Source organism: Nocardia sp. CDC159, assembly GCF_023740735.1.
GTDB lineage: Bacteria > Actinomycetota > Actinomycetes > Mycobacteriales > Mycobacteriaceae > Nocardia > Nocardia pulmonis.
The window spans coordinates 303,540-327,952 of record NZ_JAMRXH010000001.1; the positions used below are offsets into that span (position 1 = coordinate 303,540).

Below are 24,413 nucleotides of genomic sequence, written 5' to 3' on the forward strand. Positions count from 1 at the left end.
AACGGGGGGTTGATGTATCACGAACCATCGGCGGCCAATATCTGCGGGCACACCGATATCCGACAGGCCGAACAGATGATGCGAACACACCGCACGTGTCATCCCCGCAATTGCACGTGGAAAGCCCTCGCCGTACTGACACTGCAATCGACCACACCCGACTGCACCGAGGAATCCACCGACCACCCCTCCACTCCCGAACAACAGTCCCCAACCGGCGCCGATGACCGTTTCGGACCCCACGCCCAAGGGCTGCTGCACACCCTCGACCAACTGAAGAACGACATGCTGCGCTGCATCCGCCCGGACAACGACGACAGCGACGACCACCCCCCTGCCAGCGGCCGCCGCAATAGCCGTTCCGAAACGGCAATCGACCTCCCTTCCCCAGTCGTTACCCATTAGCCCTGGCGGCCCAATACTCCGACCACCTGCCCCGCCGTCAGAGCCTCTCCTCCTTGGCTTGTTTCGGTCCGAGCGTTCTCGGCCTGGCGACACGACCTGGTGACCTATACATGCTTAGATACGCATATCTGCGTATAGGTATGAAAGTGCCTGGCCTGCCCCGATTCACACCCCACCCCTCCCCGCAACCCCTGGAATTTCGGCGTTCTCGGTCGTTGCGAAGCCGCGCATAATCGGGGGGCGGGTACGGTCCGGATTTTGGGAGGGCGCATGGGCGGCACGGGGATTGGGGCGCGGTTACGGGATCGAGTGCCGTTCGCGCGATGGTCATGGGTGCGGATGGGGTTGGGGCTGCCCAACTTTCAGCGGACCGGGCAGGTCGGGGACGGGCGGGAGGCGGCGTTGCGGGATCATGTGCTCGCGCATGCCGAGCCGGGCGATCCGGATGATGTGCTCGCGACCATCGACGACTTCGCGCGTAACCGATGCATGCTGGTCACCGTCGGCGACGAGAAGGGGCTGATCCTGGACGCGGCCGTGCGGCGCGCGCAGCCCAGGCAGGCATTGGAATTGGGGACCTACTGCGGATACAGCGCGGTGCGCATCGCGCGGGCCATGCCGCCGGGCGCGCGGCTGGTGTCGGTGGAATTCAGCGCGGCCAATGCCGAGATCGCCCGCGCCATCCTCGATCACGCGGGGCTGAGGCAGCGTGTGGATGTCGTGGTCGGGCGGATCGGAGACGGCGGGAAAACGCTGCGGCGGCTGGCGGTCGATCACGGATTCGGTTTCGGCACACTGGATTTCGTATTCCTCGACCACACCAAGACCTCGTATCTGCCCGATCTGCGCACACTGCTCGCCACCGGCTGGCTGCACGCGGGCACCGTGGTGGTGGCCGACAATATGCGACTGCCGGGCGCGCCGGACTATCTGCGCTATATGCGCGAGCACGAGGGCGCCAGCTGGCATACCGTCGACCATCCGGCGCACGTCGAATATCAGTCGCTGCTCAAGGATCTGGTGCTCGAGTCGGAATACCTGGGCTGAGCACTCGGCATCGAGCCACACACCGCCCACGCTGGCGGAATGTACCGACTGTCACCGCGGTCTGCATTTCCTGTTCGTCACCTACGTGCTGGTCGGCGGATTTCTGGCCTGGCGCTGACGCCGGACCATCTGGCCGCACCTGGCGCCATTCGGCCGGGCCTTTCGGCACGGTGCTGTTCGAATTCGAATGCCCCACTGACGTGGCTGGAGAATTACCTCACCACCGTGCTGTATCCCCGCGACGCACCGGAATTGGTGCGCGTGCTGGTCGCCTTCGCCGTCGCGGCATCCCGGTTCGGCTACTGGCGCGCCACCCGGCACCGACGGTCGCTGCCCGCCTGAGCCGTACCGCGTTATCCGGCGTTGCCGCTGGGTATTGCCTCAGAATGAACACCGATGCCCCGACCGTGGGGGTCGAGGAGGAATTCCTGCTCGTCGACGGCAACACCGGGACACCGGTCGCGCGCAACCTCGAAGTGGCGCGCGCGGCGACCGAAATCGGCATCGAATTGCAGCTGGAGCTGAGCAGCTGCCAGGTGGAGGCGAGCACCGGCGTGCACACCGAGGCGGCCGCGCTGCTGCGCGAACTGCGCGAACTGCGACGCACCATCGCCGACTGCGCCGAGAAGAACAGTGCCCGCCTGCTCGCGGTCGCCCTGCCGCCGACGGTACCGCCGCTGCTGCCGATCACCGAAACGCCGCGCTATCGCCGGATCGCCGACCGCTTCGGGGTGCTGGCGCAGGAGACGGCGCTGTGCGGCTGCCATGTGCACATCGCGATTCCGAACCGGGCCACCGCCATCGAGGTGAGCAACTTCCTGCGGCCGCGGCTGCCGCTGTTCCTGGCACTCACCGCGAATTCGGCGATCCACCGCGATGCCGAAACCGGTTATGCCAGTTGGCGTAGCGTGCAGTGGCGACGATGGCCGAGTGCCGGGCCGCCCCCGCATTTCATGTCCGTGGAGCACTACGAGGCGACCGTGCGCACCATGCAGGCCGCGGGCATCATCCTGGATCCGCAGATGGTCTACTGGGACGTCCGCCCATCGGTCACCTATCCCACGGTCGAGATCCGCATCAGCGACGTCCCCGCGACGGTCGAGGAGACGGTCCTGCTGGCCACGCTGATCCGTGCCAGCGTCATGACGGCCCTGACCCATCTGGCGGAGGGGCGGTCCGCCCCGATCGTGGCCCCCGAACTCCTGCATGCCGCCTACTGGCGAGCCGCCCACACCGGCCTCACCGCCGACCTGCTCGATCCGCTCGACGCCCGCGTCGCGCCCGCCCGCGTTCTGCTCGGCGAACTCGTCGACGAGATCGCCCCCGCGCTGGACCGCCTCGGCGAGAGCGAACGCGTGAACCGCTCGCTCACAACGGTATTCGCCCACGGCAACGGCGCGATCCGCCAGGTGCGCGCCTTCCGGCGGCGCCACCGAACCGAGGACGTCATCGCCGCGATGGCCGAGGCCACGCTGCTGGATTGCCGGTGAACTCGCGACGGCCGCCGCCACCGGGCGCCGCCCATCCCCCTACCCCGCCGGTCGGCTCAGGCCAGCCGCGCGTTCACGAGATCGGCTACGGCACCGGGGTTTTCGTCGAGGTAGAAATGCCGCCCCGAAAAGACGGTCAGATCGAATTCGCCGGTGGTGTGGCGTTGCCACTCGCGCATCCGATCCGGCGTCACCGTCGGATCCTCGTCGCCGACCAGCCCGGAAACGTTGCAGCGCAAAGGTTCTCCCGGCTGGAACGCATAGGTTTCCACCGCCCGGTAGTCGCCGCGGACGGCCGGAAGCACGATCTCGGCGAGCGTCGGCTCGGACCGCAGGACGGCCACCGACGCCGGATCGTTGGCGAGACGTTCCAGTTCGTCGATCAGTTCCGCGTCCGAGCCCTCGTGCAGCCGGCCCTCGTACGGGGCGTCGGGGGCGATGCGGCCGGAGACGAACAGGTGAATCGGATCGCGCCCCCGGGTTTGCAACCGCCGAGCGGTCTCGAAGGCGACCGTGGCGCCCATGCTGTGACCGAACAGCGCCAGCGGCGTCTGCCCCACCGCCAGATCGCGCGCGACCTCCTCGCCCAGGGCCGCGAGGTCGGTGATCATCGGCTCGCCGAGCCGGTCCTGACGGCCCGGATACTGCACCGCGAACACCGCCACCGCGCCGCCGATGCGGCCCGCCAGCGCGCGATAGGCGACGGCGGAACCACCACCGGGCGGAAAGCACACCAGCACCGCGCGCGGACCCGGCACGCCGCGCAACTCCCGCAACCATTTCGTGCCGGTGATCTCGGCCCCCACGCATACCTCCCGCTCGTCGACTCCGCTCTCGCAATCTACTTGCCGCGCAGGGTTTTCACCGCCAGCGCGACATCCTCACCGGTCAGCGGATCGGCGGCCGGGGCCATCATCCCCATGAGCGCCCAGCCCTGGAACAGCACGAAGTACACCTTGCCGACCGCGCGGGCCGCCTCGGCCGACAGCTCCGGATGCAGCTCGCGCAGCAGTTGCGCCAGCTCCTCGTAGGCGGTTTCGCAGGCCTCGGCCATATACGCCCGCAGTTCCTCCGAACGCATCACATTGGACGCGTTTTCGAAGCTCAGCTGCAACTGCTCGCGGTGGTCCCGCACGACGTCGAGCATCCCGTTCCAGGTACCCGCCAGCGATTCCCACAGCGCCGACCCCTCCCCCGTCGCATCGCGGATGGCGGCGTACATACCGTCGCCGATCTCTGTGCCGACGGCCTCGGTCACCGCCTCGACGACCAGCCGATCCTTGGAGCCGAAGTGATAGCCGATGGCGGCCAGGCTGACACCGGCGGCGGCGGCGATATCGCGGGCGGTCACCTTCGCGAGACCGCGCTCGAGGATCGCCTTGCGAGCGCCGGTCAACAGGTCCTCGCGATTTCCCATGAGGCCACCCTAGCAGCGTCTTAGACATTTGTTCTAGACAATCGTGCAAGTAGCGTGTTACACATCTGTCTAAGACATCTGAACAAGACAGGATCGCCACCATGAGCACCCCCACCCACCGCCCCCACATCCTCGTTTCCGGCGGCGGCATCGCCGGGAATGCCGTTGCGCTGCAACTACTTCGGGCCGGAATCACGGTCACCGTCGTCGAGCGCGCGGCCGAGCCGCGCGCGGGCGGGCAGGCGGTGGATCTGCGCGGGCCGAGCCGGGAGGTCGCCGAGCGGATGGGGATCATGCCCGGTATCCGCAAGTACCAGCTGGACGAGCGCGGCATGGCCTATGTCGACCGGACCGGGCGCGTCTACGCGCGCATGCCGATGGAGATGTTCGACGGCAAGGGCCCGGTCGCCGAGATCGAGATCGCCCGGGGCGATCTCAATCAGGTTTTGCTCGACGAGGTCTCGGCCGCCGGGCTCACCCCCGGCAGCGGCGCGCTGGACTACCGCTACGGCGAGCACATCCAGGCGCTGCGCCAGGACGCGACCGGGGTCGAGGTCACCTTCGCCTCGGGCGGCATCGAGCGGTTCGATCTGGTGGTGGGCGCCGACGGCGTGCATTCGGCCACCCGGCGGCTGGCCTTCGGACCCGAGGAGCGCTTCAGCATCTACCTGGGTGGCTACGCCTCGTTCTTCACCATCGCGACCCCGCCCGGCGTCGAACCCGGTTGGTTCACCACGCATTTCGTGCCGGGCGCCTCGGTCTCGATCCGGCCCGATCGCGATCCGGCGACGTCCAAGGCGATCATCACCCTGCGCACCGACACCGATCCTGCCGTGCGCCGCGATGTCGCCGCCCAGCAGCGCCTGATCGCACGGATGCTCGCCGACGCGGGCTGGCACGCGCCGCGGATTCTCGCGGCCATGGCCTCGGCCCCGGACTTCTACTTCGACGAGCTGGCCCGCGTCGATATGCCCAGCCTGTCCACCGGCAGGGTGACCCTGCTCGGCGATGCGGGCTTCTGCGGTTCGCCGCTGACCGGGATGGGCACGGCGATGGCCCTGGTCGGGGCGTACATCCTCGGCAACGAGATCGCCGCCGGGCCGGGCGATCTGCCCACGGCGCTGGCGCGCTACGAACAGCGGCTCACGCCGTTCCTGGACCAGGCCAAGAAGATTCCCGGCGGCGGCCTCGAGTTCATCTTGCCCGCGTCCCGCATCGGCGCGACTTTGTTCCGCACCAATCTGCGCCTGCTCACCTCGCGGCCGATCCGGCCGCTGGCCGCGAAGCTGTTCACGCCCGCCGACGACGGATTCCAGCTGCCGAACTACTGATCGCAAGGGCAAGCCCCCCGGCCGTGTGCGGCCGGGGGCGCGACGCTGGCTAGGCTCGGCAGGATGCGGCAGAAGATCATGATGGATGTCGACACCGGGATCGACGACGCGCTGGCGCTGCTGTATCTGCTCGCCAGCCCCGAGGCCGAGATCGTCGGGATCGCCGCCACCGCGGGCAACGTCCCCGCGCCGCGGGTGGCCGCCAACAACCTTGCGCTGCTGGATCTGTGCCGCGCACCGCAGATCGAGGTCGCGCTCGGCTCGGCGACGCCGCTGGCGATCGCGCTGCGCACCACCGAGGACACCCACGGCCCGCAGGGGGTGGGCTATGCCGAGTTCCCGCTGTCGCCGCGCGCGCTGTCCACGCGCTCGGCCGCCGAGCTGTGGGTGGATCTGGTGCGCGCGCATCCCGGTGAGATCGTGGGCCTGTGCACGGGTCCGCTCACGAATCTCGCGCTGGCGCTGCGGATCGAGCCCGAATTGCCGCGGCTGCTCGGCCGATTGGTGGTGATGGGCGGGGCGTTCAACCATCCGGGAAACACCACCCCGACCAATGAGTGGAACGTGCACGTCGATCCGGAGGCGTGGAAGGAGGTCTTCGACGCCTTCGCCGCGGCGCCGCCGCAGCGCCGTCCGCTGGTGTGCGGGCTGGACGTCACCGAGACCGTCGAGATGCACCCCGTGCATCTGACACGGCTGGCCGAACGCGCGGACAGCCTTCCGGTGCAGGAGGTTTCGGAGGTCGACACGCCGGGGACGCGGTCGAAGGCGAGCAATCCCATCGTGCGGTTCGTCACCGACGCGGTGCGGTTCTACTTCGAATTCCACCGCGCCCACGACCAGGGATATCTGGCGCATATGCACGACCCGTTCGCGGCGGCGGTCGCGCTGGATCCGAGTCCGGCGCGCATCCGGGCGGCGGCCGTGGACGTCGAACTCGGCGGTGCGATCACCCGCGGCACCACCGTCGCCGACTGGGCGGGCATGTGGGGCCGCGAACCCAATGCGGACATCGTGATCGGCACCGATCCCCGCATCTTCTTCGAACGGATGATCGCCCGGGTGGGCGATTTCGCGCGTGCGGTGTATCCGCCCGCCTGACACACAGGAGGTCGCGATGAGCGTCGACGAGGACGACATCGGGTATGTCACCGAATTCCGGGACCGGATCGGCCTGCCCGAGATCATCGACGTGCATACGCATTTCATGCCGGACTCGGTCATGCGCAAGGTGTGGGCGTACTTCGATTCGGCGGGCCCGCTGACCCGACGCGAATGGCCGATCACCTATCGGCACGAGGAACAGGTGCGGGTGAAGACGTTGCGCGCCTTCGGAGTTCGCGCGTTCACCGCCCTGGTGTACGCGCACAAGCCGGATATGGCGGCCTGGCTCAACGACTGGACCGCCCAATTCGCCGCCCGCACACCGGACTGCCTGCACACCGCGACCTTCTATCCCGAACCGAGCGCACCCGGCTATGTGCGCAGCGCCCTGGACGCCGGTGCGCGAGTCTTCAAGGTGCACATCCAGGTCGGCGACTTCGACCCCACCGATCCCCTGCTCACCGACGTCTGGGGCATGCTCGCCGACGCCGGGGTCCCCACGGTCATCCACTGCGGATCCGGTCCGGCCGCCGGCCGTTTCACCGGCCCCGGCCCGGTATCCGCGCTGCTGCGCCGCTTTCCGAACCTTCCCCTGATCATCGCCCACATGGGCTCCCCCGAATATGTCGAATTCCTGGATCTCGCCGACCGCTACGACGCGGTCCGCCTCGACACCACGATGAACTTCACCGACTTCTTCGAGGCCGAGGACCCCTTCCCCCGCGCCGCCCTCCCCCGTCTGACCACCCTCGCCGACCGCATCCTGTTCGGCAGCGACTTCCCCAACATCCCCTACACCTACGCCCACGCCCTGCACGCCCTCGAACGGCTCGGCCTCGGCGACGAGTGGCTGCGCAAGGTCTGCCACCACAATGCCGCCCAGCTGTTCGGGCTGGCCTGAATCACGCGTAGGTGCGCAGGAACTGTCGGGTGACGAAGACACTCAGGCGCTGATAGCCCACCGGGGACAGGCGCTGCAGCAGGTCCGTGGCGATGGCGTCGGGGCCGACCAGCAGGCGGATCTTGTGGCGGGCCACGCCGTCGACGATTCTGCGGGCGGCGCGGCCGGGGCTGGTGTGGGCGAGGTGGGCCGCGGGACGGCGGGCAGCGCCGGTGCGGAGGCCGCCGGGGTGGACGCACATGGCGCGGGTGTGTGCGCCCGACACCAGCAGCTCCACCCGCAGCGACTCGGTGAAGCCGCGGACCGCGAACTTCGTTGCGGCAGAGGATGTCCGGCCGGGCAGGCCGAGTGGTCCGGAGCCGCTCGACACATTGACCACGGTGCCGCCGCCCGCCCGTTCGAGGGCGGGCAGGAAGGCGCGGGTGCCGTGCACCATGCCCCAGAAGTTGTGGTCCACGATCGATTCCAGGCCGTCGTCACTGACGGTCGCCCGGTCGCCGAGCACGCCGACGCCCGCGTTGTTGACCACCACGTCGACCCGGCCGTGCCGGGCCACGACCCGATCGGCGAAGGAGTAGACCGCGGGGCGGCTCGCCACGTCCACCGCCTGCGTACTCACCGCGGCCCCGAGCGCGGCGCACTGCCGCGCGGTCTCCCGCAGACCGGACTCGTCGGAATCGCACAGCGCCAGCGCGGCCCCGCGCCGAGCGAATTCCAGCGCGATCGCGGCTCCGATCAACGACGCCGCGCCGGTCACCACCACCACCTTCCCATCGAATCGACGCATCGACCCTCCCTCCGAGCACGGCTTCCGGGCCGCCCGACCCTTATAGATAACAAACGTTCTCTAACTCTAGGCCCTGGGCACGACCCCTCGCCAGCCCCGAATCGATCATTCGGCCGAGCGCGAATAGATCGCCCGCCCGAGCCCGAGCCGATCACTCGCCCGAGCCCACAATCGATCACTCCCCGAGCCCACGATTGATCCTTCACCCGTGCCCAGAATTGATCACTCGCCCGGCCCGCCGCCGGGCCGGGCCAGGCGCGTCGGCCGAGTCCGTCCCCGCAGCGTGACCTCTTCGCCGAGCTCCCATCGCCGCCGCTCGTCCGCGGTGGCGGACTCGACCGCGGCCGCGGAGGCCAGCAGTCGCGCCGGATCCTGTTTGGCGAGTTCGCACAGGCGGGCGGCCTCGTTGACGGCATCGCCGATGACGGTGAACTCATAGCGGCGATGCGCGCCGACATTGCCCGCCACCACCCGGCCCGCAGCCACGCCGATTCCGGCATCGAATTCGGTCGCGGTGCGGATGCGCTCGCCGATGGCGCGTCCCGCGGCCAGGGCGGCGCCCGCCGGGTCCGCGATCGGGGCGGGGGTGCCGAACACGGCCAGGGCGGCATCGCCCTCGAACTTGTTGACCAGGCCGCCGTGCCGTTCGACCTCGTCGACCACAATGGCGAAGAAGCGGTTGAGAATGGTGACGATCTCGGCGGCGGGGCGGGTGGCGGTCATGGTTGTCGAGCCGACGATGTCCACGAACAGCGCGGCGGCCTCGAGTTCCTCGCCGCCGAGGCCGGGATTGCGCGCCAGCGCCGCCGCGGCGACATCGTGGCCGACGTGGCGGCCGAACAGGTCGCGCAGCCGCTCGCGCTCGCGCAGCCCCTGCACCATGCGGTTGAAACCGCTCTGTAGCTCACCCAATTCGGTGCCGTCGTAGACCGTGACCGCGACATCGAGCGCGCCGTCCTCCACCCGGCGCAGCGCGCTGCGCACGCCCCGAATCGGCGCGACCGTCGCCGAAAGCGTCTGCGCCAGTAACAGCAGCCCGAACACCAGCGTCACCCCGCCCAGCGACAGGACGCACACCGCCAGCCGCTCCTTGCTGACCGACACGCCCGACAGCGCCAGCACCGCGACCACCATCAGCAGCGCCACCGGCGTCGCCGAACCGACCGTCCACACCAGCACCAGCCGCCCGAATACGCCGATGCCGCGCCGCCGCCGCGACGGCGCGGCATCGAGCACCCGCGCGGTGACCACCCGCAGCGCGAACTCCGCGGTCAGATAGCTGAAGGCGCACACCACGATCGCGCTGAATCCCCCGCCCAGCACGAACTTCGGCAGGAAGGCCGGATCCACCGCGGCGTACATCGGCGTGAGCACGATCAGCCCGCCCAGCCACAGCACCGCCTGCTGCACGACCAGCCGACGCGGCACCGCCGCCGACGCGATCTGCTCGCGCTCGGTGGGCACTCGATCCGGATCGGTCGCCCAGCGCAGCGTGCGCAGTCCGGAGGTCGTCCCCCACACCAGTCCGATCAGCAGCGCCAGTGCGATATAGAGCGGGGCGGCAACGAAATTCAGCCAGACCAGCGACCAGGTCAGCACCGAGGGCCCGGGCAGCACGAACACGATGAGCACGATCGCCACCGCGATGCCGACCACATTTCCAATGATCAGCGGCAGGGTCAGCAGCGCCTGCACCCGGATGCGGCGGCGCATCGACCCCTCCTCGGCCGGGCCCAGCAGCCGAGAACCCCAGGGCGCCGGTCCCAGCGCCGCGGGCGTCACGTCATCGTCGACCATGCATGCAGCGTAGGGGCAAGATCACCCCTGCTGTCGCGACGCGGCCACCAGCGCGCGGATGTAGTTCACCCGCCGCTCGGTGTCGAACACCTGCTGCGGGCTGCCGACCGGCACCTGCGTCGCGTAGTAGAAGTCCGGCCCCTGCACGCTGACCTGAACGAATCCCTCCATGCGTTGCTCGCGAATCGCCAGAAACAGCAATCCGAGGAAGCAGGCCAGCACGAACACCACCGCCAGCACGATGGCGTAGGTCGGGATTCGCTCGCGCACGGTGGTCTGATTGGTGAGAATCCAGGTGGTCCCCGCCAGGGGATGCGCGCCGGACGGGGTGTACACCGTGGTCGGACTGCATCCGATATCCCCCACGGTGACCAGGATCGAGTCCCCGGGCGGGTGGTCCGGCGGCAACGACATCGGCGGTCCGGCGATCGGATTGCGGCTCATGGTCCACACTCCTCCGCCCCCACGGCGGGAGCGGATCTATCACGCTACTCGCCAGCTATTTCCACGCGGCCGGATTATCCACTTTGGGGCCTTTCCAGAATGGAATTTCACCGGGCGTCGAAGGCTCGCAGAATCTCCTCGGCGGCCAGCGCGGGCGTGAGCGATCCGTCGCGGACCTGCTTTTCGACCTGACCGCGGATCGATTTCACCTGGGGGTTGTCCGCCAGCCGCCGCAACAGCTGGTCGTGGACCATGGTCCAGGTCCAGTCGACCTGCTGACGGCGGCGCTTCTCGGCGAACTCCCCCGCCTCGGTGAGCACGCGGCGATGCTCGAGCACGGTGTCCCAGAATCGGTCCAGCCCGGTCCCGTTGAGCCCGCTCATGGTGAGAACCGGTGGGCGCCACAGTGATTCGCGCGGATGGATGAGCCGCATCGCACCCTGCAGTTCGCGGGCGGCGGCGCGGGCCTCCACCTCGTGCCGGCCGTCGGCCTTGTTGACCGCGACCAGATCGGCCAGCTCCAGCACACCCTTCTTGATGCCCTGCAGCTGATCTCCGGTGCGGGCCAGGGTGAGGAAGCAGAACACGTCGACCATATTGGCGACGGTCACCTCGGACTGGCCCACGCCCACGGTCTCCACCAGGATCACGTCGTAGCCCGCGGCCTCGAGCAGCACGATCGTCTCCCGGGTCGCCTTGGCGACGCCGCCCAGGGTGCCCGCGGTCGGCGAGGGCCGGATATAGGCCTCGCGCCGCACCGCCAACCGTGCCATCCGGGTCTTGTCGCCGAGGATCGAGCCGCCGGTGCGGGTGGAGGACGGATCCACCGCCAGCACCGCCACGCGATGGCCCTGCCCGATCAGATAGATGCCCAACGCGTCGACGAACGTCGACTTGCCCACGCCCGGAACACCCGTGATGCCCACGCGATTGGATTCGATCGCGTCGGCATCGGGGGTCACGGCCAGCAGCAGCCGCTGCGCCAGCTCGCGATGATCGGCCCGCGTCGACTCCACCAGGGTGATCGCCCGGGCCAGGGCGGCCCGCTCTCCCGCGCGGACCGACTCGGCCAACTCGTCGACGTCGATCGTCCGCCGCCGCGCGACCGGCCGTGCCCCGGCCGTACCGCCGTCGCTCGGTTCTGCGCGCTCGCTCATTCCCCTCCCGCCACCCGTGCCACGGGCCGACCGTCGCCCGGCTTCGTACGCTCGATCATTCCGCGTCGACGGATTGTCCTGCGCCGCCGCCGATCTCGTGGCCGAGTTCGGCGGCCAGCTTCTTCAGCAGATCGATCGCGGCATCGGCGATCACGGTACCCGGCGGGAAGATCGCCGCCGCACCGGCCCGGTACAGCTCGTCGAAGTCACCGGGCGGGATGACCCCGCCCACGATGACCATGATGTCGGGCCGCCCGACCTCGGCCAGTGCCTGCCGCAGCGCGGGCACCAGCGTGAGGTGGCCCGCCGCCAGCGACGACACGCCCACCACGTGCACGTCGTTGTCGGCGGCCTGCTGCGCCACCTCCTCCGGGGTCTGGAACAGCGGGCCCACATCGACGTCGAAGCCGAGATCGGCGAAGGCGGTGGCGATCACCTTCTGCCCGCGGTCGTGCCCGTCCTGGCCCATCTTGGCGACCAGGATGCGGGGGCGACGGCCCTCGGCCTCGGCGAACTCCTCGACCAGTTCGATCGCCCGGCTGATATTGGTCACCTTCCCGGCCTCCTCGCGGTAGACACCGGACAGCGTGCGGATCTCGGCCTGATGCCGCCCGTACACCTTCTCCAGCGCGTCGGAGATCTCGCCGACGGTCGCCTTGGCCCGCGCGGCATCGATGGCCAGGGCGAGCAGGTTGTTGGCCATGCCACCCCCCGACGACGCCGCGGCGCGGGTCAATTCGGCCAGTGTGCGCTCGACCTCGGCCGAATCCCGTTCGGCGCGCAGCTTGTGCAGTTTGGCGTTCTGTTCGGCGCGCACGCGGGTGTTGTCGACCTTGAGGACCTCGATCGGGTGATCCTCGGCGACCTGGTACTTGTTGACCCCGATCACCGGCTGCTGGCCGGTATCGATGCGGGCCTGGGTGCGCGCCGCGGCCTCCTCGATGCGCAGCTTCGGAATGCCCTCCGAAATGGCCTGCGCCATACCGCCGTGCGCCTCGACCTCGGCGATATGCGCCCGCGCGCGCTCGGCCAGCTGATGGGTCAGCCACTCGACGTAATAGGAGCCGCCCCACGGATCGGCGGGCCGGGTGGTGTTGGACTCCTGCTGGATCAGCAGCTGGGTATTGCGCGCGATGCGCGCGGAGAAGTCGGTGGGCAGCGCCAGCGCCTCGTCGAGGGCGTTGGTGTGCAGGGACTGGGTGTGACCCTGGGTCGCGGCCATGGCCTCCACGCAGGTGCGCGCCACGTTGTTGAATACGTCCTGCGCGGTCAGCGACCAGCCGGAGGTCTGCGAATGTGTGCGCAGGGCAAGCGATTTCTGACTCTTGGGCTCGAACTTCGCCACCAGCTCGCTCCAGAGCAGCCGTCCGGCACGCAGTTTCGCGACCTCCATGAAGAAGTTCATGCCGATCGCCCAGAAGAACGACAGCCGCGGCGCGAACTGATCGACAGCCATGCCCGCGTCCAGCCCCGCCCGGATGTACTCCACGCCGTCGGCCAGGGTGTAGGCCAGCTCCAGATCGGCCGTCGCCCCGGCCTCCTGGATGTGGTAGCCGGAGATGGAGATGGAGTTGAACTTGGGCATCTTCGCCGAGGTGTAGGCGAAGATGTCGGAGATGATCCGCATCGAGGGCTTGGGCGGATAGATGTAGGTGTTGCGGACCATGAACTCCTTCAGAATGTCGTTCTGAATGGTTCCGGCCAGCTGTTCGGGCTTGACGCCCTGCTCCTCGGCGGCCACCACGTACAGCGCCAGAATCGGCAGCACCGCGCCGTTCATGGTCATCGACACCGAAACCTGGTCCAGCGGAATGTGATCGAACAGTTCGCGCATGTCCAGGATGGAGTCGATGGCGACCCCGGCCATGCCGACATCCCCGGTGACGCGCGGGTGATCGGAGTCGTAGCCGCGGTGGGTGGCCAGGTCGAACGCCACCGACAGACCCTTCTGACCGGCCTGTAGATTGCGGCGGTAGAAGGCGTTGGAATCGGCGGCGGTGGAGAATCCCGCGTACTGGCGGATGGTCCACGGCTGATTCACATACATCGTCGGATACGGCCCGCGCACATACGGCGCGATGCCCGGCAGGCTGTCGAGCGGATAGCCCGCGGCGACAACGGCATCCCGGTCGGCCTTGGTGAAAACCGGCCGCACGTCGATGCCTTCGGGTGTGGCCCACAGCAGCTGTTCGGGCGCATAGTGATTCGCGGCCGCGGCGGCGCGCACGAACTGCTCGACCTGTTCACCGCTCACCCGCGCCGCACTCGGGGCATCCAGCGGCACATCGGCGAAACTGCCGATCACATGCTTGAATTCGCGTGTCGTCATCTATGCTCCCAGCCTCTCGAGCAGCTCGGACAGGGCCGCCACCGCGTCCATGCGCGCGGTCAGGAATCCATCGGGCCGCTGCGTCCCGGTGAGCTCGGCGACGGCCTTCTCCGGCCCGGCCAGCAGCACCGTGGCCACACCGGCCGCGCGCAGCCGCTCCACCGCGGCGCCGGCCTCGGCGGCGTAGCGCGCGTCCGAGCCGCACAGCACCGCCAGCGCCGCACCCGATTCGGTGGCCGCCGCGGCGATCTCGTCGAGGGACAGGATGCCCAGATTGGTGGTCTCGATACCTCCCGAGGCCAGCAGATTGGCCGCGAAGGTCACCCGCACATTGTGTTCGGCGACCGGACCCAGCGGCACCAGCAGGCCCTGCGGGCGGTTGCCGTGGCGGGCCAGGTAGGCGTCGGAGCGATTGCGCAGCGCCTCGAAGGCCGCGCCGTACCGGGCGACCTCGGCGCTGGGCTGGCGCGCCGCCTCCGACAGCGGCTTCTCGGCCAGGTTAGGGAATTCGTTCACGCCGGTGACGGCCGTCTTGCGGTGTGCCACATCGGAATCGCGGCGCGCCCTGGTCTCGGCGACGCGCTCGGCCAGCAGACCGGAGTCCAGGGCGGCGAGGTAGCCGCCCGCGCGCTCGAGCTCCCGCATGAACTCCCACGCGGCGGCGGCCAGTGCGTCGGTGAGGCTTTCGACGTACCAGGAGCCCGCGGCCGGGTCCTGGACGAAGCCCAGATGCGACTCCTCGAGCAGCAGCAGCTGGGTGTTGCGGGCCATGCGATCGGAGAACGCCTGGGACACCTCGAGTTCGCCCGGCGGCAGGGCCGCGTCGAAGGGCAGCACCGTGACCAGGTCCGCCCCGCCCACGCCCGCACCGAACGCGGCCAGCGTGGTGCGCAGCATGTTCACCCACGGATCGCGCTGGGTGATCATGGCCGCCGAGGTGACCGCGTGCTGGGGTGCGTTACCCAGATCGGGCGCGCCGAGCTCGTGCGCGACCCGCGCCCACAAGCGTCGGGCCGCACGGAACTTCGCGATGGTGGCGAACTGATCGTCAGTGGCGGCGAAGCGGAAGCTCAGCTGGCGCAGGGCCGCGAGCGTATCGATATCGGAGGCGGTGAAGGCGCGCAGATACGCCAGGCCCGCCGCGATCGCCGCGCCGAGTTCCTGTGCGTCCGAGGCGCCCGCATTGTGGAAGACCTCACCCGAGATCACCACGGTGCGAACGGTTTCCGGCCGCGCGATCGCCCGCCGCGCCAACGCGACCGTCTCGTCGAGGCCGAGATCGACGACGCCCGCGAAACGGTTGGTCAGCGGGGCCGCGCCGAGAACGACCTGGATGGCCTCGCGCCGCGGGGTCTGGTAGCCGTCCAGAATCGCGAACAGCTCCGCCGCCGCGGCCGCGGTCTCGGCACCGGCCTCGAGGGTCAGCGGGGCCAGGTCGAACAGCAGCCCCCGCAGCGCGGTCGCCAGCTCGGTCACCGGCACGCCGCGCGCACCGGCACCCAGCCAGACCGCACTGACACCGTTCTCCAGTCCGGCGAGAATCTCGCGGTTGGCCGTCGCGGCGTCGGGGCCACCGAAGCGGGCGCTCACATGCCAGCCGCGATGGACGTCGCGGGTGGCGTCGCCGCCGCGCACGAAGGGGAAGGCCCCGGGCAGCGGCTGTTCGGGTAGCTCGTCGCGGCGGGTGTAGAGCGGGGCGATCCGCAATCCGTCATAGGTCGAGGCCGTGAGCAGTCGCTCCGGCTCGTCGCCGAGCTCGGCCGGGTCCACCTTGCGGGCCTTGGCCAGCACCCCGGCCACGCCCTTGCGCCACGCGGCATATCCGGGCACGACCCGTGCCGCGTCCGGATCCGAATCGATCGGCATCGCTGCTGTTTCCTCTTCCACTCTCATCCGACACCTTCAGCCATACCCGATACCCGCGCCCGCGCCCAACCCTTCGCAGCGTCTTCGCAGGCCGCTGTGCGGATCGTTCGCAGGGCGTCACCGGAACCGTTCGAGCAGGTCAGAAGCCCGACTAAGTTAACGAGAATTCTCTGCGGGCACCGATGTTACGCACACCACAGCATCGCACCGCGCCGCCGCGGCCCGAACGGCAGGTGGGGCAACGCGGTTCGGTAGCCTGGACCGCTGTGCCGAGAAGATTCCGTGATCCGCGTCTGCTGGCGTTGCTCCTGCTCGCCGGCGCCCTGGTCGCGGCGACCCTGCTCGCACCGCATCCCACGCCGCAGCAGATCCGGGACTGGGCGCATTCGGTCGGCCCGCTGTTTCCGCTGGCGTTCTTCCTGGTCCACGCGATCGTGACGGTCGCGCCGTTCCCCCGCACCGTGTTCACCCTCAGCGCCGGACTGCTGTTCGGCCCCGCCCTCGGCATCACCCTCGCCGTCGCCGCGACCACGGTCAGCGCGGTGCTGGCACTGCTGCTGGTCCGGGCGCTCGACCGCGAACAGGTCGCCGCGCGCCTGACCCATCCGGCGGTTCGGGCCGTGGACCGGCGGCTGCGCAAACGCGGCTGGCTCGCCGTGGGCTCGCTGCGCCTGATCGCGCCGGTGCCGTTCTCGATCATCAACTACTGCGCGGGACTGTCCTCGGTGCGGATGCTGCCGTATCTGCTGGCCACCGTGGTCGGCGTGCTGCCGGGCACGATCGGCGTGGTGGTGCTCGGCGACGCCCTCACCGGCAGGACCGAGCCCGGACTGCTGGTCCTGTCCGCGATCTGCATCACCATCGGCGTGGTCGGCCTGATCGTCGACGCCCGCTGGGGCGCGGATCAATTCGCCGATCCACTCCCCGAGTCCGCCGACGCCTGATCGGCTCGCCGCGTCACGCGTGCAGCAGTTCGGCGATATCGGCCGCCGCGGTCATCAGTATCAGTACCGGAATCACTTTGGAGCCGGGGATGCGGTAGGCGCCGCGGCCGTGCTGTTCGACGATCTTCGCCGAGGAGAGCGCGCGGATATGGTGATAGAGCTGGCCGGTCGAGGTGAGGCCGACGGCCTCGGCCAGTTCGCCGCCCGTGCGTGGACCGTCGAGCAGCGTCTGGACCAGCGCCTGCCGGACCGGATGCCCCAGCGCGGCAAGCACTTCCACCCGGGCGGGCGCGGGCAGTTCGAGCACCGCCGCGGCGCCGTAGCTGATGGTCCAGTGGATCTCGCCGCCGAAGTCGACGCTGCCACGGTATTCGATGAATCCGCGGGCGGGGACATCGGAGCGGCGACGGCCCTCCAGCGCCTGGATTCGCGCTTCCAATTCCGCGAGCCTGGTCTCGACATCGGTCATACCGCACACGTTAATCGGCGCAACATGTCCGGTTCCGCCACGGCGCGAACCAGCAGCTCCTGCGAACTGAAGCTGGTCAGCGCGCTCTCCCATGCCTTCTCGGGCATACGGCGCTCGAGCAGCACAGCCGTCGCGACCGTGCCGTCGGCTCGACGCAGATAGATCGCGTCGGCCAGGACCCCGGGGTACGCACCGCCCTTGAAACCCATTGCGACGAAACCGTCCGGCGCGGGCCGCCATTCCAAATGGGCGCGGGCGATATCCGAACCGGCTCCGAAGCTGCCGGTGGCGATCGACCGGTGCATCGATGCCAGTTGACGCGCGGACGCCGTAGGCGTGGTGTCCGCCCAGGAGGCTTGAATCTCCAAGGACGGCATGGATTTCGACCGCATCGCCGCGCGATAGGCCGGGTCGGCGGCGTACCGTCGCGCCGCCGCCCACACGTCCACGACCTGAGGATCGAGCAGGCGAATCGCATCGCCGAGCTTCGAGGACGGCTGATACTCGTGCCATCCGCCCGCTTCGGCGGCGTCGATCAGGGCCCGGTCGCCGAGACGGTCGCGCAGATAGTCCGGGACGGCGTTGTCGCTTTCCCGGATCATCGCGCTGACCATCTCATCGAGAGTGACCGTGTCGCCGGGCAGCCGTGAGCGTGCCTGTTCGTGCGCTCCCCCGTCGGTGCCCGGAAAGGCCCACCGCTCCCATTCGCCGACGGGGATGCGTTCGTGGGGATCGAGGGTTCCCGCCGCGACGGCGCGGGCGTAGGCGGCGAGTGGGACGACCTTCACGGCCGAGGCGATGGGCTGCTGGTCATCGATGCGACGCCCGACCGTATGACCCCGCCCGTCGTCGACGGCGATCGCAATACCATTCGGTTCCTTGCTGATTCGCCCCAGCCAGCCCTCGGACGAGTTCACATCCGCGGCAGGCATCGGCGCGCAGTCCGGGCCGGACGCCGCGTGACTCGAACATCCCACCAGCGCCGGCACCATCACGACAAGGACGAAAGCAAGCCTGCTCCACATAGGTTCCCCCGTAAATCCGAAATTCCGTAATAGCGATACACCGACGATAGCCGTCAGCACGACCGATGTCGAGATCTATTGCGGCGCAGCTGGTCAGTTCACGAGCTCAGCGGGTGGGCCGTGGCGCGCAGCGTCCAGGACGTCGACCGGCCGTGCAGGGTGGTGGCGCTCAGCGGCGCGATATCCATGCGCCAGAAGGATTTCGGGGGTGCGTCGAGGGCGAGCAGGATGACGGCCCGCACGACGGCCGGATGGGTGACGGCGGCGATTCGCCGAGGCGTGGCGGTCAGCGTGGGCAGCCAGGCGGACACGCGCGCGAGCAGGTCGGTGAGCGATTCGCCGCCGGGTGGGCGGTGGCCGGGGTCGGTGAGCCAGGCGGTGAGGTCGGCGGGCGGCAGGGCGTCCATCGAACGGCCTGCCCAGGCACCGTAATTCAGATCGGCGAGCGCGGATTCGGGGGTGGCCGCCGCGCCGAGGGCCGCGGCGGTAGCGCGGGTGCGGGCTTCCGAGCCGGTCAGGACGAGGTCGGCGCGGTCGACGAGATGCGGCCGGCCGACCTTCGTCAGCGCGCGCCGTCCGAGTTCGTTGATCGGCTCGTCCGCCGGGAAGCGGGCCGCGGCGACGGCGTCGGTGAGCGCGTGGGTGATCAGGGTGAGGCGGGTGAGCTTGCTCATGCCGGCGCGGCGGGCGCGCTCTCGTCGCGGTGGCCGGCGCGGGCCAGCAGGCGGGGGGCCAGGGTGGCCATGCCGAAGCCGATGACGGTCCACAGGATCACTTGGCCCAGCAGCGAATACAGGCGGAAGTAGTACAGGTCGTCGGCGGGGAAGCCCGGGAAGACGATGCGGCCCGACGGGTCGGTCAGCGGTCGCGGCGTGTCGGTCGCGAAGCCGCCGCCGACCGGCTCGGCGCCCAGCTCTCCCGGCCAGGGCAGCAGGGCCATCACGACACCCATCACGACCACGAAGGCCGCGCCCGCGAGCACGGCGGCATTCCAAACCCCCAGGCGCGCTTGCAGTTTGCGGCTCAGCCAGATCGCCGCCAGCAGCAGCGCCACGGTGAGCGCCACCATCGCCAGATGCAGCCCGGTGCGTTCGGCGATGGTGTCGGCGTTGCCGACCGCCGGTGGATTGGGCGGATACTTCACGAACGGCACGCCGTACAGCGCCAGGAACATACCCCCCGCAACGAGCAGCGCCAGTGGCCGCGGGGCGAGCCGGGCGGCGCGGCCCAGCGCGATGCAGTACACGACCGCGAACAGCGCGCCCACGGCCGCGCCGAAGACGATGATCCCGAAGCCGAGGCCCGCATTGGCCTGCACCGAACGGGTGAACAGCTCCGCCTCGTGCACATGCTCCACGGCATGCCCGGCGGCCCTGTCCAACTCCAGCCGCGCGTCCTCGCGCCCGCCCTCGTAGTCGATGGCCCGGTCGATGATCGGTTCGGACAGCACCCGGGCGAAGACGAAGGCCAGCAGGCCGCCCAGCGCGCCGAACAGCACGCCCAGGCCGATGATCCGCTTTTCCATTGTGTGAGCTCGATTCCGCGACTAGTGGCAGGGGAATCCGAGCAGGTGCCGCCCGTCGTGCACGAACTCGTGCACGTGCATGTCGTCCCCGAAGACCGACACCGCACCCTGGTCGAAGCCGACGAAGTAAACGGCGAGCAGCGCGAGCACCGTGGTGCCGACCAGCCACAGGGCGGTGCTCGGAATCGAGAGCGAGAGCGCGGGGACGCCGGAGCGGGGAGCGTAGGACGTAGCCACGAAGACTCCTTAACTACAGGGGATTACGCGTCCCCGTCGTCGGACAGACCAGGCGATGCGAGGGTCTGGCTCGCACCCGGACGGGTGCTCACAGTGGCGCGACCGCTCCGGTTTCGCACCGGATTCCTCGATTCATCGCCCACTCACCATACGAAACCCCCGACTTGCCGGTCAATCGGCGCGCGCCGCCCGGGATGCCCTACTGCACGCGCGGCGGATCTGGACCGTATTCCAAGTTGAGATAGCCGGCAAGTTGCAGATTTTATTCTCTAGGCGAACTCTGCCGACCGGAAATAAAATACGGTCCGCCCCCGAATTCGAGGGCGGACCGTTTTCGTTCGCGGTCTCGCGAAACTTACAGGTAGGCGCCGCAGACCGGCCAGGCGCCCGCACCCTGGGAGGCGAGCACGTTCTCCGCGACGCGGATCTGCTCGGCGCGGCTGGCGTTGGCCGGGTTGCCCGAGCCACCGTTGGCGCTCCAGGTGCCCTGGGTGAACTGCAGACCGCCGTAGAACCCGTTGCCGGTGTTGGCGCCCCAGTTGCCGCTGGACTCGCACTCCGCGACGGCGTCCCAGTTGTGCCCACCCTCGGCGGACGCGGTGGCCGACAGGCCGAACGGAACGGCCACGAGCGCGGCGAAGGCGGCGAATCCGAATGCGCGGGTGCTGAACTTCCGGTTGCGAGACATAGAGGTTTCCTGCCTGCGCCCACACGGCCCGGCGCCGATTCGCGGCCGGGTCCCTGCCCCCAGGGATGTCGGGTGGAACTCGGATCGTGGGACAGGGTTACCGGTGTTCAGCGATCCGAGTTTCGGCCCGGTATGCGAGCCGGAGACGACCGTAACCAACGATTCGCGGAAGATCACGTACTGATAACGCCAAGCTCGGTCTCGACCATTGGATGAGACTGCCGGCATTTACGCAGTTCGGACCGGAAGAAACGCGGACTACATTTCTGTAGTTACCATGTCGTTATGTGCGCGAGATCACCGCTTTATAGTGATTCGCGTCGCAGCCCCATGGGTACGCCCGCTCGATTCGAATCACGCTGATCGTGGCCCTGGCCGGGGCGGGCGCCGCCGGGCGAGGATCGCCCCGGATGGGCGCGGCTCGTACCCGGCCATCCGGTTCGATCGAGCGCGAGAGAGGTGGCGACGGGGTGTCGGAGACGGCGACGGGGTGGGACGCCCGGTGATCAGCATCGCGGCCGGTCGAGCGGCTCCCAGGACATCCGCCCCCGCCACCGGGTTTTCGCCCCGTGTCCGCCGCGTCGCGGTGCGGGTGCTGTCGGTGGTCGGATTCGTGGGGCTGTGGTGGGCCATCGGTGCGGCGCGGCTGATCGATCCGCAGTTCCTGCCCGGCCCGGGGGCGGTTTGGGAGGCGTTCGCGCGGGCCAACAGCTGGCATCGGCTCGCACCGGGCGTGCCGCGCGAGGTGCGCGGCGAGCAGAACTACTTCCTCTGGGAACACCTGGTGGCCAGCCTGCAGCGCATCGGCGCGGGCGCGGGCGCGGCGGTCGTGCTCGGCCCCGTCGTGGGTTTCGTGCTGGGCACCTCGAAAATCGTCGCGGCCGTGGTGGAGCCGTATTTGAACTTCCTGCGGGCGCTGCCGCCGCTGGGCTATATCGGCCTGCTCATCGTGTGGTTCGGCATCGGCGACACCGCCAAGATCTGGCTGCTGTTCCTGGCGGCCTTCCCACCGATGGTGATCGCGACCATGGCCGGGGTGCACGGGGTGTCGGCCGATCGGATCAATGCCGCGCGGTCGCTCGGCGCGAGCCGGGTGCAGGTGATCACCCGGGTGCTGCTACCCGCGACCGCGCCGGAGGTGATCGGCGGAATCCGGGTCGCGATCGGATTCGCCTGGACCACGGTGGTGGCGGCCGAGCTCAACAACGGCATCCCCGGCATCGGCGGACTCGCCTATCTGGCGGCTCAGCGCCTGGACACGCCGCTCACGCTGGCCTGCATCATCGTCATCGGCGGCACGGCGCTCGCCCTCGACGCCGCGATCAAGGGGATCGGCGCGGTGGCCGTCCCGTGGAAAGGTAAGGCATGAGAACGACTCTCGTCGCCGCAGCGCTCGTCGGCGCGCTGACCCTGGCGCTGACCGGATGCGTCGAATCCGGGCGCACCGACTCGTCGCGGTCGACGGGTCCGGCGGTGGCGTGCCCGGTACCGGTGGACGAAACCTTCACCGGCAGTGTGCGAATCGGATATCAGGACATTCCCAACGGCGATCTGATCGTCAAGGACACCGGCCTACTCGACACCTGCCTGCCGAACGGGACGTTCACCTGGTCGAAGTTCTCCTCCGGGGCCGACGTGATCCAGGCGTTCGGCGCGAACTCCCTCGATATCGGGCTGCTGGGCAGCGCCGCGCTCGCACGCGCCCTCTCGGCCCCGCTGCGGCAGAATCTGCGGGCCATCTGGATTCACGATGTGATCGGCACCGCCGAATCGCTGGTGGCCAAGGATCCCGCGATCACCTCGGTGGCCGGGCTGCGTGGTAAGCGCATCGCCGTGCCGTTCGCCAGCACCGCCCACTACAGCCTGCTGGCGGCGCTGTCGGCGGCCGGGATCGATAAGGATGTGCGGTTGGTCAACCTCACGCCCGATGCGATTCTCGGTGCGTGGAAGGGTGATCAGATCGATGCCGCGTTCATCTGGGAGCCCACGCTGTCGCAGCTGCTGACCGACGGCCACGTCGTCACCTCGGCCGCCGCGACCGCCCAGGGGGGCAAGCCCACCTACGACCTCGCGGGCGCACGGGCCGACTTCGTCTCGGCCAATCCGGAATTCCTCGCGGTGTGGACCGCGGTGCAGGATTGGGCGGTGGGGCAGATCAACGGCGCTCCCGCCGAGGCGGCCGCCCATATCGCAGCTCAGTTGGGCGTGCCCGTCGACGCCGTGCGCAAGCAGCTCGCCGGATACTCCTATCCCGGCGCACGCGCCCAGGCGGGCCCGGAATATCTGGGCGGGCAATTGGGCGAAGATCTGCGCGGCACCGCCGAATTCCTACTGGGCCAGGGTGAGGTGCAGGGCGTGGCCGGGCCGGAAGTGTATTCCGGCGCAAGCTATTCCGATGCGGCGCGGGTGAGCGTCAAGTGACGACGGCGGTCGACGATCGGGTGGTGCTGACGGGGGTGTCGAAGACCTACGACACCGCCAGCGGTGCGACGGTCGCCTTGGCGCCCACCGATCTGATCATCGAGCCCGGCGAATTCGTCAGCGTCGTCGGGCCGTCGGGCTGCGGGAAGTCCACGCTGCTCAATCTGCTGGCCGGATTCCTGACCCCCACCGCCGGCAGCCTGCTGGTCGGGCCCGATCCGGTGGCCGGGCCCGGACCCGAGCGCGGTGTGGTCTTCCAGTCGCCGACGCTGTATCCATGGCTGTCGGTGCGCGGCAATGTGGAATTCGGCCCGAAATGCCGTGGCGTGGACCGCAGCACGCGCCGCGCCGAGGCGCTGCGGCTGCTCGAGCTGGTCGGCCTGGCCGACTCGGCCGACAAGCGCCCCTACGAGCTGTCCGGCGGCATGCAGCAGCGCGCCCAGATCGCGCGGGTGCTGGCCAACGATCCGCGCATCATTCTCATGGACGAGCCCTACGGGGCGCTGGATCAGCTGACCCGCGAACGACTGCAGGTGGAGCTGCTGCGGCTGTGGCGACGGGCGGGCAAAACCATTGTCTTCGTGACGCATTCGGTGGCCGAGGCGGTCTTCCTGTCCACCCGGGTGCTGGTGATGAGCGCGCGGCCCGGCCGGATCATCGTCGATCGCCGCATCGAGCTACCCGGGGATACCGCCGACGGCGTTCGCGAGTTGGCGGTCACCGCGACTCCCGAGTTTCAGGCGCTCAAATCCGCTCTGGCGCAGGCTATCTACGACGCGCACGGGTGAAGCGCACCCGGGCGCGCCCAGGCAACCCGGTGATCGGACCGCGACGGACACGGTCGTCGGCGCGTCCGAAGCCGGCTGCCCCCGGGGGCGTCCCCGGTACACGCGCTTCGCCACGGTGCCGAATTCGTTACCGGCAAAACCGATCCTGAATTTCTTCGCCGTCACGAGTTCCCCGGGCCGCGGGCCGTCGCGATTGCCCATCGGCCACGCCGCGCCTGGATGGGATGGGCGACGCTGGAGC

24 protein-coding genes and 1 riboswitch are annotated in these 24,413 nt (G+C 69.3%); of the genes, 10 read left to right on the forward strand and 14 right to left on the reverse strand.

Annotated elements, in window-relative coordinates:
* The first annotated feature begins 12 nt into the window (after positions 1–12).
* From NDR87_RS01445 to NDR87_RS01455, 3 genes are all read left to right on the forward strand, one after another.
* Positions 13–405, forward strand: coding sequence for a hypothetical protein (locus NDR87_RS01445; RefSeq protein ID WP_251909186.1), 393 nt, complete (start codon positions 13–15; stop codon positions 403–405).
* 270 nt (positions 406–675) lie between these two features.
* Positions 676–1,452, forward strand: coding sequence for an O-methyltransferase (locus tag NDR87_RS01450; protein WP_251909185.1), 777 nt, complete (start codon positions 676–678; stop codon positions 1,450–1,452).
* A 386-nt stretch (positions 1,453–1,838) separates the two neighbouring features.
* The gene (locus NDR87_RS01455) at positions 1,839–2,942 is read left to right on the forward strand and encodes a glutamate--cysteine ligase (RefSeq protein ID WP_251909184.1); all 1,104 of its coding nucleotides are present in this window, start codon (positions 1,839–1,841) and stop codon (positions 2,940–2,942) included.
* Between the two features lie 56 nt (positions 2,943–2,998).
* On the opposite strand, the gene NDR87_RS01460 is transcribed toward NDR87_RS01455, so the two are convergent.
* The gene (locus tag NDR87_RS01460; protein ID WP_251909183.1) at positions 2,999–3,748 is read right to left on the reverse strand and encodes an alpha/beta fold hydrolase; all 750 of its coding nucleotides are present in this window, start codon (positions 3,746–3,748) and stop codon (positions 2,999–3,001) included.
* 35 nt (positions 3,749–3,783) lie between these two features.
* A complete protein-coding gene (locus NDR87_RS01465) occupies positions 3,784–4,359 on the reverse strand; it encodes a TetR/AcrR family transcriptional regulator (RefSeq protein ID WP_251909182.1) in 576 nt (191 codons plus the stop codon).
* 101 nt (positions 4,360–4,460) lie between these two features.
* On the opposite strand from NDR87_RS01465, the gene NDR87_RS01470 reads away from it, so the two are divergent.
* From NDR87_RS01470 to NDR87_RS01480, 3 genes are all read left to right on the forward strand, one after another.
* Positions 4,461–5,690, forward strand: coding sequence for an FAD-dependent monooxygenase (locus NDR87_RS01470; RefSeq protein ID WP_251909181.1), 1,230 nt, complete (start codon positions 4,461–4,463; stop codon positions 5,688–5,690).
* 63 nt (positions 5,691–5,753) lie between these two features.
* Positions 5,754–6,791, forward strand: coding sequence for a nucleoside hydrolase (locus NDR87_RS01475; RefSeq protein ID WP_251909180.1), 1,038 nt, complete (start codon positions 5,754–5,756; stop codon positions 6,789–6,791).
* A 16-nt stretch (positions 6,792–6,807) separates the two neighbouring features.
* A complete protein-coding gene (locus tag NDR87_RS01480; protein WP_251909179.1) occupies positions 6,808–7,695 on the forward strand; it encodes an amidohydrolase family protein in 888 nt (295 codons plus the stop codon).
* A gap of 1 nt (position 7,696) precedes the next feature.
* Here NDR87_RS01480 and NDR87_RS01485 read toward each other — a convergent pair whose 3' ends face one another.
* From NDR87_RS01485 to NDR87_RS01510, 6 genes are all read right to left on the reverse strand, one after another.
* Complete coding sequence (locus NDR87_RS01485; protein WP_251909178.1) at positions 7,697–8,482, reverse strand: SDR family oxidoreductase; 786 nt, start codon at positions 8,480–8,482, stop codon at positions 7,697–7,699.
* A gap of 222 nt (positions 8,483–8,704) precedes the next feature.
* The gene (locus NDR87_RS01490; RefSeq protein WP_251909177.1) at positions 8,705–10,279 is read right to left on the reverse strand and encodes an adenylate/guanylate cyclase domain-containing protein; all 1,575 of its coding nucleotides are present in this window, start codon (positions 10,277–10,279) and stop codon (positions 8,705–8,707) included.
* A gap of 21 nt (positions 10,280–10,300) precedes the next feature.
* Positions 10,301–10,723: a hypothetical protein gene (locus tag NDR87_RS01495; RefSeq protein ID WP_251909176.1), complete on the reverse strand. Its 423-nt coding sequence runs from the start codon at positions 10,721–10,723 to the stop codon at positions 10,301–10,303.
* Between the two features lie 107 nt (positions 10,724–10,830).
* Positions 10,831–11,880 carry a methylmalonyl Co-A mutase-associated GTPase MeaB gene (gene meaB / locus NDR87_RS01500; protein WP_251909175.1) on the reverse strand — a complete coding sequence of 350 codons (1,050 nt, stop codon included), beginning with the start codon at positions 11,878–11,880 and terminating at the stop codon, positions 10,831–10,833.
* A gap of 55 nt (positions 11,881–11,935) precedes the next feature.
* Positions 11,936–14,209 carry a methylmalonyl-CoA mutase gene (gene scpA / locus NDR87_RS01505; RefSeq protein ID WP_251909174.1) on the reverse strand — a complete coding sequence of 758 codons (2,274 nt, stop codon included), beginning with the start codon at positions 14,207–14,209 and terminating at the stop codon, positions 11,936–11,938.
* On the reverse strand, positions 14,210–16,075 hold the full coding sequence (locus NDR87_RS01510) for a methylmalonyl-CoA mutase family protein (protein ID WP_251909173.1): 1,866 nt from the start codon (positions 16,073–16,075) through the stop codon (positions 14,210–14,212). It lies immediately after the preceding gene.
* A gap of 266 nt (positions 16,076–16,341) precedes the next feature.
* Between NDR87_RS01510 and NDR87_RS01515 the strand changes: the two genes are divergently transcribed.
* Positions 16,342–17,019 carry a TVP38/TMEM64 family protein gene (locus NDR87_RS01515; protein ID WP_251909172.1) on the forward strand — a complete coding sequence of 226 codons (678 nt, stop codon included), beginning with the start codon at positions 16,342–16,344 and terminating at the stop codon, positions 17,017–17,019.
* Between the two features lie 13 nt (positions 17,020–17,032).
* Here the strand turns inward: NDR87_RS01515 and NDR87_RS01520 are convergent, their stop codons facing one another.
* The 6 genes from NDR87_RS01520 to NDR87_RS01545 all read right to left on the reverse strand — a co-directional run bounded on the left by NDR87_RS01520 (position 17,033) and on the right by NDR87_RS01545 (position 20,963).
* The gene (locus NDR87_RS01520; protein WP_251909171.1) at positions 17,033–17,488 is read right to left on the reverse strand and encodes a helix-turn-helix transcriptional regulator; all 456 of its coding nucleotides are present in this window, start codon (positions 17,486–17,488) and stop codon (positions 17,033–17,035) included.
* Positions 17,485–18,480: a serine hydrolase gene (locus NDR87_RS01525; protein WP_251909498.1), complete on the reverse strand. Its 996-nt coding sequence runs from the start codon at positions 18,478–18,480 to the stop codon at positions 17,485–17,487. The genes NDR87_RS01520 and NDR87_RS01525 overlap by 4 nt, the downstream gene beginning before the upstream one ends.
* A gap of 131 nt (positions 18,481–18,611) precedes the next feature.
* A complete protein-coding gene (locus tag NDR87_RS01530) occupies positions 18,612–19,187 on the reverse strand; it encodes a histidine phosphatase family protein (protein WP_251909170.1) in 576 nt (191 codons plus the stop codon).
* On the reverse strand, positions 19,184–20,038 hold the full coding sequence (locus tag NDR87_RS01535; RefSeq protein ID WP_251909169.1) for a CbtA family protein: 855 nt from the start codon (positions 20,036–20,038) through the stop codon (positions 19,184–19,186). The genes NDR87_RS01530 and NDR87_RS01535 overlap by 4 nt, the downstream gene beginning before the upstream one ends.
* Positions 20,039–20,059: 21 nt before the next feature.
* Complete coding sequence (locus NDR87_RS01540) at positions 20,060–20,275, reverse strand: CbtB domain-containing protein (RefSeq protein WP_251909168.1); 216 nt, start codon at positions 20,273–20,275, stop codon at positions 20,060–20,062.
* Positions 20,276–20,313: 38 nt separating this feature from the next.
* A riboswitch (cobalamin riboswitch) is annotated at positions 20,314–20,451 on the reverse strand.
* Positions 20,452–20,630: 179 nt separating this feature from the next.
* Positions 20,631–20,963 (reverse strand): transglycosylase family protein, encoded by a 333-nt coding sequence (locus NDR87_RS01545; RefSeq protein WP_286012936.1) that lies wholly within the window; start codon positions 20,961–20,963, stop codon positions 20,631–20,633.
* Positions 20,964–21,465: 502 nt separating this feature from the next.
* Here NDR87_RS01545 and NDR87_RS01550 point away from each other — a divergent pair.
* Genes NDR87_RS01550 through NDR87_RS01560 form a run of 3 tightly spaced genes read left to right on the forward strand, consistent with a single transcriptional unit; the run spans position 21,466 to position 24,172 of the window.
* Entirely contained in the window at positions 21,466–22,332 is an 867-nt protein-coding gene (locus NDR87_RS01550; protein WP_372494068.1) for an ABC transporter permease, read from the forward strand.
* On the forward strand, positions 22,329–23,384 hold the full coding sequence (locus NDR87_RS01555) for an ABC transporter substrate-binding protein (RefSeq protein ID WP_251909167.1): 1,056 nt from the start codon (positions 22,329–22,331) through the stop codon (positions 23,382–23,384). The genes NDR87_RS01550 and NDR87_RS01555 overlap by 4 nt, the downstream gene beginning before the upstream one ends.
* On the forward strand, positions 23,381–24,172 hold the full coding sequence (locus NDR87_RS01560) for an ABC transporter ATP-binding protein (protein ID WP_251909166.1): 792 nt from the start codon (positions 23,381–23,383) through the stop codon (positions 24,170–24,172). Before NDR87_RS01555 ends, NDR87_RS01560 begins: the two co-directional genes overlap by 4 nt.
* Positions 24,173–24,413: the final 241 nt, after the last annotated feature.